8 protein-coding genes are annotated in these 8,124 nt (G+C 61.4%); 3 read left to right on the top strand and 5 right to left on the bottom strand.

Translation table 11 applies throughout. From position 1 onward, the window contains the following. Positions 1-440: 440 nt before the first annotated feature. A complete protein-coding gene (locus tag ACQKP2_RS23310; RefSeq protein ID WP_427579824.1) occupies positions 441-806 on the top strand; it encodes a DUF6124 family protein in 366 nt (121 codons plus the stop codon). 145 nt (positions 807-951) lie between these two features. Next, entirely contained in the window at positions 952-1,521 is a 570-nt protein-coding gene (locus ACQKP2_RS23305; protein ID WP_427579822.1) for a DUF2780 domain-containing protein, read from the top strand. Here ACQKP2_RS23305 and ACQKP2_RS23300 read toward each other — a convergent pair whose 3' ends face one another. Beyond that, positions 1,522-2,409 (bottom strand): acyltransferase, encoded by an 888-nt coding sequence (locus ACQKP2_RS23300; protein ID WP_427579820.1) that lies wholly within the window; start codon positions 2,407-2,409, stop codon positions 1,522-1,524. It abuts the gene before it with no gap. 300 nt (positions 2,410-2,709) lie between these two features. Here ACQKP2_RS23300 and ACQKP2_RS23295 point away from each other — a divergent pair, with 300 nt between their 5' ends. Then, on the top strand, positions 2,710-3,216 hold the full coding sequence (locus tag ACQKP2_RS23295) for an ATP-dependent zinc protease family protein (protein ID WP_427579818.1): 507 nt from the start codon (positions 2,710-2,712) through the stop codon (positions 3,214-3,216). Between the two features lie 225 nt (positions 3,217-3,441). Here ACQKP2_RS23295 and ACQKP2_RS23290 read toward each other — a convergent pair whose 3' ends face one another. The 4 genes from ACQKP2_RS23290 to ACQKP2_RS23275 form a co-directional block, all read right to left on the bottom strand. After that, complete coding sequence (locus tag ACQKP2_RS23290) at positions 3,442-4,071, bottom strand: glutathione S-transferase (protein ID WP_427579817.1); 630 nt, start codon at positions 4,069-4,071, stop codon at positions 3,442-3,444. A gap of 167 nt (positions 4,072-4,238) precedes the next feature. Next, positions 4,239-4,418: a hypothetical protein gene (locus ACQKP2_RS23285; RefSeq protein WP_427579815.1), complete on the bottom strand. Its 180-nt coding sequence runs from the start codon at positions 4,416-4,418 to the stop codon at positions 4,239-4,241. Further along, a complete protein-coding gene (locus ACQKP2_RS23280) occupies positions 4,415-5,545 on the bottom strand; it encodes a PepSY-associated TM helix domain-containing protein (RefSeq protein WP_427579813.1) in 1,131 nt (376 codons plus the stop codon). The genes ACQKP2_RS23285 and ACQKP2_RS23280 overlap by 4 nt, the downstream gene beginning before the upstream one ends. Before the next feature lie 72 nt (positions 5,546-5,617). Continuing rightward, the gene (locus ACQKP2_RS23275; RefSeq protein ID WP_427579811.1) at positions 5,618-8,044 is read right to left on the bottom strand and encodes a TonB-dependent siderophore receptor; all 2,427 of its coding nucleotides are present in this window, start codon (positions 8,042-8,044) and stop codon (positions 5,618-5,620) included. Between the last annotated feature and the right edge of the window lie 80 nt (positions 8,045-8,124).

The following is an 8,124-nucleotide window of genomic DNA, read 5'->3' as shown; positions in this document are numbered from 1 at the left end:
GTCAACGATAACGCGGGAAACCTGATGCCCCGCGTTATCGTTGACGACCATCGCGAGCGTGCTCGCTCCTACAGGGGAGGGGGTGGTTGTGGCGATATTTCGTACAGCAAGTTCAGCCTTTCCGAAGGCTCTATCCCTATCTTTTGCAGGACATTTCCTAGATCATTTCGCCCGCTTGCGCCTGGTAAAACCGCTGACTAGTCTCGGCCCGTCACTGCTCATCAGTGATCGGGTTTAGTAGCCCGGAACAATAGGCGCATAGCAATGCCAAGCTCATGTCCGGTGATTTTTGCCGCATGCAGAAAATGGTGGCTGTGCGTGGGGTGCCTTCGGGTGCACCGGTTTTTCCTATTGACCGGCCTACTAACCTGCGTACAGCCATCACCCAATCGTTTAGTAGGCGATAGGTGTCGGCTCCCATGTAGCAATAGGAGCATCACATGGAAAAATCCGTACCCGATCCACCACCCGAAAACCCCACCAACGAATCCGTCACCGACGACCTGCTTCGAGATCGATCAGCGCTGTACCGCGCCATTGATTTCTACCTCACGGGCGACCAGCCCGCGCCCCCCGATGAACTGCGCTTCTACAACGTCAGCAAGGACGTGAGCTTCGAAGACACCCAACTGTATGTCGCCGACCTGCTGCGCTGTGCGTCGGTCACGGCCTATCAGTGTGGTGACCACCTCAAGGGGGCCGACCGGGCGATGGTGTACTCGATCTGGCATTTGCTGGAGATTGCCAAGGCGATGGTCGATCACTCCATTGAGTGTTTGGGGATGAAGAAGGGGGTAGGTCAGTGATACCGCTGTTCGCGGGCTAGCCTCGCTCCTACGAGAGCACCTCCGCAGACTGGACCGGCGGATGGGAACAATGTGGCGGGCTGCCAGTCCAACGCACAGTTTTTGCCGCCCGTCTGCCGGGCGGTTTTTCATTGAGGGGGTCTGGATGAAGATTTCACGCGGTTTTGCATTGGCTTCTTTGTTGACCCTGGCCGCCGGTCCGGTCTTCGCGCAGTTCAGCCTGGGTGATGCAGCCAATGCCATTGCGGGGATGAAAGGCAGCGATGAGGAGACGGATGCAGCGCCGACGCCGCAGACGGCGGACCTGCTGAGTGAACTCAGCCAGTTGAACGTAACGCCGCAACAGGCCATCGGTGGCACTGCCGCGATGCTGGGGCTGGCGAAGAACCAGTTGAGTTCGACCGACTATTCGGAGCTGGCCAAAAGCGTGCCGGGGATCGACGCGCTGTCCGGCGGCGGTCAATTGGGTGCCATTGTCGGTTTGATCGGCGCCGGCGGGAAGGCGGCCGGGCTGGACAATGCCCTGGGCAACGTCAAGGACGGCAATGACCTGAACAACGCATTCAGCACCCTGGGCATGGACACCGGCATGGTCGGCCTGTTCGCCCCGGTGATCCTGCAGTTCCTCGGTCAGCAGGGCGTCACCGGTGGGCTGCTGCAAAGCCTGGGTGGCATCTGGGGCACCGGCACCGGTATCGGCACCGCCGGCAGTTGATCAACGGCGTTCGGCGCGCAAGGCGTCGATACGGCGGTCTTTCTCGGTCCAGAGCTGGTTGACCCAGTTCTGGATCTGTTCACGAAACAGCGGATCGTTTTCGTAATCGCCCTGCCACAGCGCCGGGTCGAGTTCGCGGGTGTGGATATCGATGATCACCCTGGGCACGTTGCCGCTGATCAAATCCCAGAACCCCGGAATTTTTCCCTGTGGATAAACCACGGTCACGTCGAGGATCGCGTCCAGCTGTTCGCCCATCGCCGCCAATACGAAGGCCACGCCACCGGCCTTGGGCTTGAGCAGGTGAGTGAAGGGCGATTGCTGTTGAACGCGTTTGGCGGCGGTGAAGCGGGTGCCTTCCAGATAATTGACCACCGTGACCGGCTGACGCTTGAACAGCTCGCACGCGGCCTTGGTGATTTCCAGATCCTTGCCGGCCAGTTCCGGGTGTTTGGCCAGAAAGGCCTTGGTGTAGCGCTTCATGAAGGGGTAATCCAGCGCCCACCACGCCAGGCCCAGGAACGGCACCCAGATCAGCTCTTTCTTGAGGAAGAACTTGAAGAACGGTGTGCGGCGGTTGAGGGTCTGGATCAGCGCCGGGATATCGACCCAGGACTGATGGTTGCTGATGACGAGGTATGAGGTGTCGCGGCGCAGATCATCACCGCCGCGGATGTCCCATTGGGTGGGAATGCACAGGCGGAAGATCAATTTGTCGATTTCCGACCAGGTTTCGGCGATCCACATCACCGCGTGGGACGCGACATCGCGAAAACGGCCCGACAGGACCAGTTTGAGCAAGGCAAACACCATCAGCGGCCCGATCAGGACCAGGGTGTTGAGCAACAGCAGCAGGGTGACGAGACAGCCGGTGAGCAGGCGGCGCATAAGCGACTCTTGAAAGCGTGTGGGCGCGCCATGATAAGCAGCTTCGGGCGACAGGCCAAATCGGCGGATGACGAATGTTTCACTTTGAGTGCGATAGGTTGGGCGGGTATTGATCGTTCCCACGCTCCTGCGTGGGAATGCCTCAAGGGACGCTCCGCGTTCCAGCCACGCTGCCGATTTTTGTTCAGGTACCGATGGGACGCAGAGCGTCCCGGGCTGCATTCCCACGCAGAGCGTGGGAACGATCAGGTAAACAACGGTCTAAAATCCCGCTGCTCATCTCTCAAGGACAAGGATCACGTGAAACACTTCCTCGCTCTGCTGTCCCTCGTCGCCCTGCCCATCATGGCCGCTGAACCCACCCTGTACGGGCGCTACGAATACATCGCCCTGCCGGAAATCGGTGGCGCCGTGCTCAAGGCCAAAATGGACACCGGCGCCCTGACCGCATCGCTGTCGGCCAAGGACATCGAAACCTTCACCCGCGATGGCGAAGAGTGGGTGCGTTTCCGCCTGGCCACCGAAGGTGCGAGCAATAAAGTCTTCGAACACAAGGTGGCGCGGATCAGCAAGATCAAGACCCGTTCCGAAGAGAGTGACGACGATCAGGAAGTGGTTGCGCCCTCCAAGCGCCCGGTGGTCGACCTGGAATTGTGCCTGGGCAACGTCAAGCGGACCGTGGAGGTCAACCTGACTGACCGCAGCAGCTTCAACTATCCGTTGCTGATTGGGGCCAAGGCCTTGCGAGAGTTTGGGGCGGCGGTGAACCCGGCGCGGCGGTTTACGGCGGATAAGCCGGACTGCTGATCTGAGCGTTGTGTTTCGCCAGTAAACACGCGTCATCGTTGACGACCATCGCGAGCGTGCTCGCTCCTACAGAAGCAGCATCATTCCCTGTAGGAGCGAGCATGCTCGCGATGCACTCAAGAACATCGCGGGGCATCAGACACCCCGCGTTATCGTTGACGACCTTCGCGAGCGTGCTCGCTCCTACAGTGGATCGCATTCCATGTTGGAGCGAGCATTAAAGGCTTAAACCTTCGGCATCGTCGCCAGCATCGAAGGCCGCTGGCTCACTTCGAAATACCACGCCGCCAGTTGCGCATTGGCGCTGCGCCAGTCCAGGTCCGGGTGGCGCAGGTCCAGGTAACCCAGGGCACACGCCACGCTGATGGCCGCCACGTCGAAGTGGCTGGTCAGTTCGGCGATGGCGTCTTTTTCCAGCAGGGCCAGGGCGCGGCGGATTTTGTCGCGTTGGCCGTCGAGGTATTCATCCCAGTGTTTTTCCGGGGCGCGCAGGGCGACTTCGTAGCGCACCAGTACGGCGGCATCCATGATCCCGTCGGCCAGCGAGGCCAGGGTCAGGCGGCGCCAGCGGGCGGAGCCTTCGCGGGGGATCAGCGGGTTGCCGACGTGCTGGTGGTCGAGGTAGTCGAGGATCACGCGGCTGTCGTGGATGACGCTGCCGTCGGCCAGGCGCAGGGCGGGGATTTTGCTCAGCGGGTTGTCATCGATCAATGCAGCATCGGGTGCGACCGGGGTGAGTACGCAATTTTGCAGGGCCACGCGGTTCTGTTGACCGGTTTCGTGCAACAGCACCATGACTTTGCGGACGAAGGGGGAAAGGGGGTTGTGGTACAGGGTCATGCTTGGGGTGGACATGGCGACGTCTCAGTCGGTGGCGGTGTCGGGCAGCATAACGCGTTAAACGGAACCCCTGTAGGAGCGAGCATGCTCGCGATGGTCGTCAACGATAACGCGGGATGTCTGAATGCCCGCGTTGTCTGGGTCACCATCGCGAGCGTGCTCGCTCCTACATTGAGGGGAGGTTACTGGCGTTGCAGCAGGCCACGCAGGGCGAGGAACGCTGGAATGCCCAGCCCCAGCCAGCTCAAGGCATCCCACACGCCATCGCCGAGCAGCGCGGAAAACAGTCCCGCGGCGCTGAACAAGGCGATGACGATGGGGGTGGCGAAGACTTTCCAGAAATTCGACTGCCGGGGCTTCATGCCGCGCTCTCCGCTTTTTCCAGCACAGGTTTCGCGGCCTTGCGCCGCACCACCCACAGATACACGCCGCTGCCCAGCACGATGATGGTCAGCACGTCCAGGGTCGCCCAGAGGATCTTCATCGGCATGCCGCCGTAATCGCCGAAATGCAGCGGTTGCGACATGCCCATGGCGTCCATGTACCACGGGCGTTCGGCCACGGCGGTGACTTCAAGCGTACTGGCGTCGATCAAGACCGGCGTCAGCAGGTGCGAGGTCAGGTGGGTGCTGCCTTTCATGAACACCGCGTAATGGTGCTCACTGGAAAACCGCGTGCCGGGGAAGGCAATGAAGTCGGGCTGCATGTCCGGTGCGACTTCACGGGCGATATCGAGTAAACGGCTGGCGGGCGCCACGTGCGTCAGCGGCGGTGCGTCGCGGTAGGGCGCAATCATCGCGTTCAAGGTGTCGTTACGCCAGGCGGCAATGATCAGGTCGGCACAGGCGCTGATCACGCCGGTCACGCCGACCACCAACGCCCAGGTCAGCGTCACCACGCCGATCAGGTTATGCAGGTCGAGCCAGCGCAGGCGGGTGGATTTGTCCTGGCGCACGGTGGCGAATTTCAGGCGGCGCATGAACGGCAGGTACAGCACGGTGCCCGAGATAATCGCGATGACGAACAGCAGGCCCATGAAGGCCAGCAAAAGCTTGCCGGGCAGCCCGGCGAACATGTCCACGTGCAGGCGTAACAGAGTCAGCGTGAGGCCGCCGTTGGCCGATGGCGTTTCCAGTGCTTCGCCGGTGCGGGCGTCGAGCATGAAGGTATGGGACGAGTTCGGCTCGGTGCCGGCGGTCGCCGCCATGATGGTCAGCACGGCATTGGGTTCGTCGTCTTCGAAGCCGAAATATTGCAGAACTTCACCGGGGCGATGACGTTCGGCCGCCTGCACCAGTTGCTGCAAATCCAGGCGCGGCGTGTCCGCCGGCATTGCCTTCACTTCAGGCGCATCGCCCAGCAGGTGATCGATTTCGTGATGAAAGATCAACGGCAGGCCGGTCAGTGCCAGCAGCAACAGAAACACCGTACAAATCAGGCTGGTCCAGGTGTGGACAAAGGACCAGCGGCGAATTGTTTTACTTTTCATTTCATGGCCTTCAGAAATACCAAAGCCGTCCTTGAAGGACGGCCCGGGTACTGGACGTGTCAGCTCAAACCCTTACCACTTGTAGGTGGCACTGGCGACGACGCTGCGTTCGTCGCCGTAGTAGCAGTAGAAACTGTCGCAGGTGGAGATGTAGTCCTTGTTGAACAGGTTGGTCGCGTTGACCGCCAGCGACGCGCCTTTGAGGCTGTTGTCCAGGCGGCCGAGGTCGTAATGAACCACGCCGTCGAACACGGTATAGGCATTGGCCTTGCCCAGCTCGGTGTTGGCCTGGTCGCCGTAGGTGTTGCCGGTGTAGCGAACGCCACCGCCGATGCCGAAGCCGTCCAGAACGCCGTTGTGCCAGGTGTAATCGGCCCACATCGAGGCTTGCTGCTCAGGCATCAGTTGCAGGCGGTTGCCCTTGAACGCGCCATCCTGCACTTCGGACTTGGCCAGGGTGTAGGCGGCGGTGAGCTTGAGGTTTTCGGTCACGTCGGAAACCGCTTCCAGTTCCAGGCCTTTGACTTTCACTTCGCCGGTCTGGCTGGTCACCGGAATACCGTCGATGTTGTTGGTGACGGAGACGTTTTTCTGGGTCAGGTCATACACCGCGGCGGTCAGCAGGGTGCTGCTGCCCGGTGGCTGGTATTTGATACCCAGTTCCCACTGCTTGCCTTCGGTCGGCTTGAACGAGTCGGTGGCGGAGGTATCGGCGTTACTCGCCGGCTGGAACGATTCGGCGTAGGACAGGTACGGCACGAAGCCGGAGTCGAACACGTAGCTGATCGCCGCGTTGCCGCTGAAGTTCTTGTTGCGGTCGGTGTTGGTGGCATCGCCCTTGTTGAAGAATTCGGTGCTGGTGTGCACCCAATCCTCACGGCCACCCAGGGTCAGGCGCCATTGATCCAGGGCCATCTGGTCCTGGACGTACAGGCCGGTCTGGTAGGTCTTCTGGTTGTAGTCGTAGAAGGCCGACGAGCGCGGCGGACGCACGATTGGCAGGCCGTAGATCGGGTTGTTGACGTTGGTGGTCAGGCCGTCACCGAAGATCGAGGTGTAGGTGGTGTCGGTGCGCTGGTGATCCAGGCCGAGCAGCAGGGTGTGGCGAATGTCGCCGGTGGCAAAGTCGCCCTGCAGGTTGTTGTCCACGGCAATCTGGCCGATGTCTTCGTCGGTCGAGGTGCTGGTACGGCCAACGTTGCCGTTGGCATCGACCTGGGTGAACGGATAGGCACCCGGCGTGAGCGCCTGGAAGGACAGCTCCGATTTGGTGTAGCGCAGGTTCTGGCGGAACTGCCAAACGTCGTTCAAGCGATGTTCGAAGGCATAGCCCAGTGCGTAGTAAGTGCGGTCGTAGAATTCCCAGTCCGGGTCGCCCAGGTTTTTGTGGTGGGAAATTTCGCCCAGTGGCGAGTGAATCCGGGTGCCCTGGATCGGACGGAACTGGCTGGTGATGCCGGTATCGTCACGGGTGAATTGCGTGAGCAGGGTGAGGCTGGTGTCTTCGTCGATGTTCCAGGTCAAGCTCGGCGCGATGTTGTAGCGCTTGTCGTCGATGTGGTCGATGGGCGTGCCGCCATCGCGCACGACGCCGCTGAGGCCGTACAGGAACTGACCTTCGTCATCGATCTTGCCGGTGCTGGCGAAGTTGATCTGGCGATGATTGTCGCTGCCGTATTGCAGTTGGACTTCATTGCTGGCCTCGGCGCTGGGACGGCGGCTGACCATGTCCAGCAGGCCGCCCGGTGGGGTCTGGCCGTACACGGACGACGCCGGGCCGCGCAGCACGGCGAGACGGTCGAGGTTCCAGGTTTCCAGTTTCGGGTTGGCGTACACGCCTTTTGGCAACGGCAGGCCGTCGAGGAATTGGGTCGGCTCGAAACCGCGCACGCGCAACCAGTCGGCACGGGTATCGCTGCCGAAACTGGCGCCGGTGGTGCCTGGCACGTAGCGCACGGCGTCGTCGAGGGTGTGGGCGTTACGGTCGTCCAGTTGCTCGCGGGTCACCACCGTAATCGAGCGAGGGGCTTCGACCAGGGCGGTATCGGTCTTGGTGCCGGCGGCGGTGCGCTTGGCCACATAGCCTTGCACCGGGCCCCAGGCGCTTTCAGTGTTTTCTGCGGCGATCACGCTGGTCGCCGGCAGGTCCACCACGCCTTCGGGCACGGCTACCAGGGTGTAGGTGCCTGTGCTGCTCTGTTCCAGTTGCAGGCCGGTGCCGCGCAAGGCTTCGCGCAGGGCGCCGGCAGCGTCGTATTGGCCTTTGACAGGATTGGACGTCTTGCCCGCCGCCAGCGATGGGTTCAACGACAGCGGCAGGCCGGCCTGGCTGGCGATCTGATTCAGGGTGCTGGCCAGTGGCGCGGCCGGCAGGTTGTAGGCACGAACGCTGGACGCCTGTTCGGCGGCAATCAGTTGGCTGCTGGCCAACGGCGTGCAAAGGGCAATGGCGACCGCCAGCAAACTGGGGCGCAGGAAGGTGTCTAGCGAACGGGACATGCAACGGCTCCTGAAAGGGAATACTTCTCAATTGCCTGTGTGCCGGACGAGAATCAAAAAGTGATAGGGCTGGATGAAAA

The sequence above is a fragment of the Pseudomonas sp. NPDC089569 genome, from assembly GCF_050280625.1.
Taxonomy (GTDB): Bacteria; Pseudomonadota; Gammaproteobacteria; order Pseudomonadales; family Pseudomonadaceae; genus Aquipseudomonas.
Note: the sequence above shows the minus strand (reverse complement) of the source record. Positions and strands in the feature narration are given on the sequence as shown.

What these genes read in the sequence shown, in the direction of transcription:
- ACQKP2_RS23310 (WP_427579824.1), top strand. Translation starts at nt 441, where the DNA reads ATGGAAAAATCCGTACCCGATCCACCACCCGAAAACCCCACCAACGAA.
- ACQKP2_RS23305 (WP_427579822.1), top strand. Translation starts at nt 952, where the DNA reads ATGAAGATTTCACGCGGTTTTGCATTGGCTTCTTTGTTGACCCTGGCC.
- ACQKP2_RS23300 (WP_427579820.1), bottom strand. Translation starts at nt 2,409, where the DNA reads ATGCGCCGCCTGCTCACCGGCTGTCTCGTCACCCTGCTGCTGTTGCTC.
- ACQKP2_RS23290 (WP_427579817.1), bottom strand. Translation starts at nt 4,071, where the DNA reads ATGTCCACCCCAAGCATGACCCTGTACCACAACCCCCTTTCCCCCTTC.
- ACQKP2_RS23285 (WP_427579815.1), bottom strand. Translation starts at nt 4,418, where the DNA reads ATGAAGCCCCGGCAGTCGAATTTCTGGAAAGTCTTCGCCACCCCCATC.
- ACQKP2_RS23280 (WP_427579813.1), bottom strand. Translation starts at nt 5,545, where the DNA reads ATGAAAAGTAAAACAATTCGCCGCTGGTCCTTTGTCCACACCTGGACC.
- ACQKP2_RS23275 (WP_427579811.1), bottom strand. Translation starts at nt 8,044, where the DNA reads ATGTCCCGTTCGCTAGACACCTTCCTGCGCCCCAGTTTGCTGGCGGTC.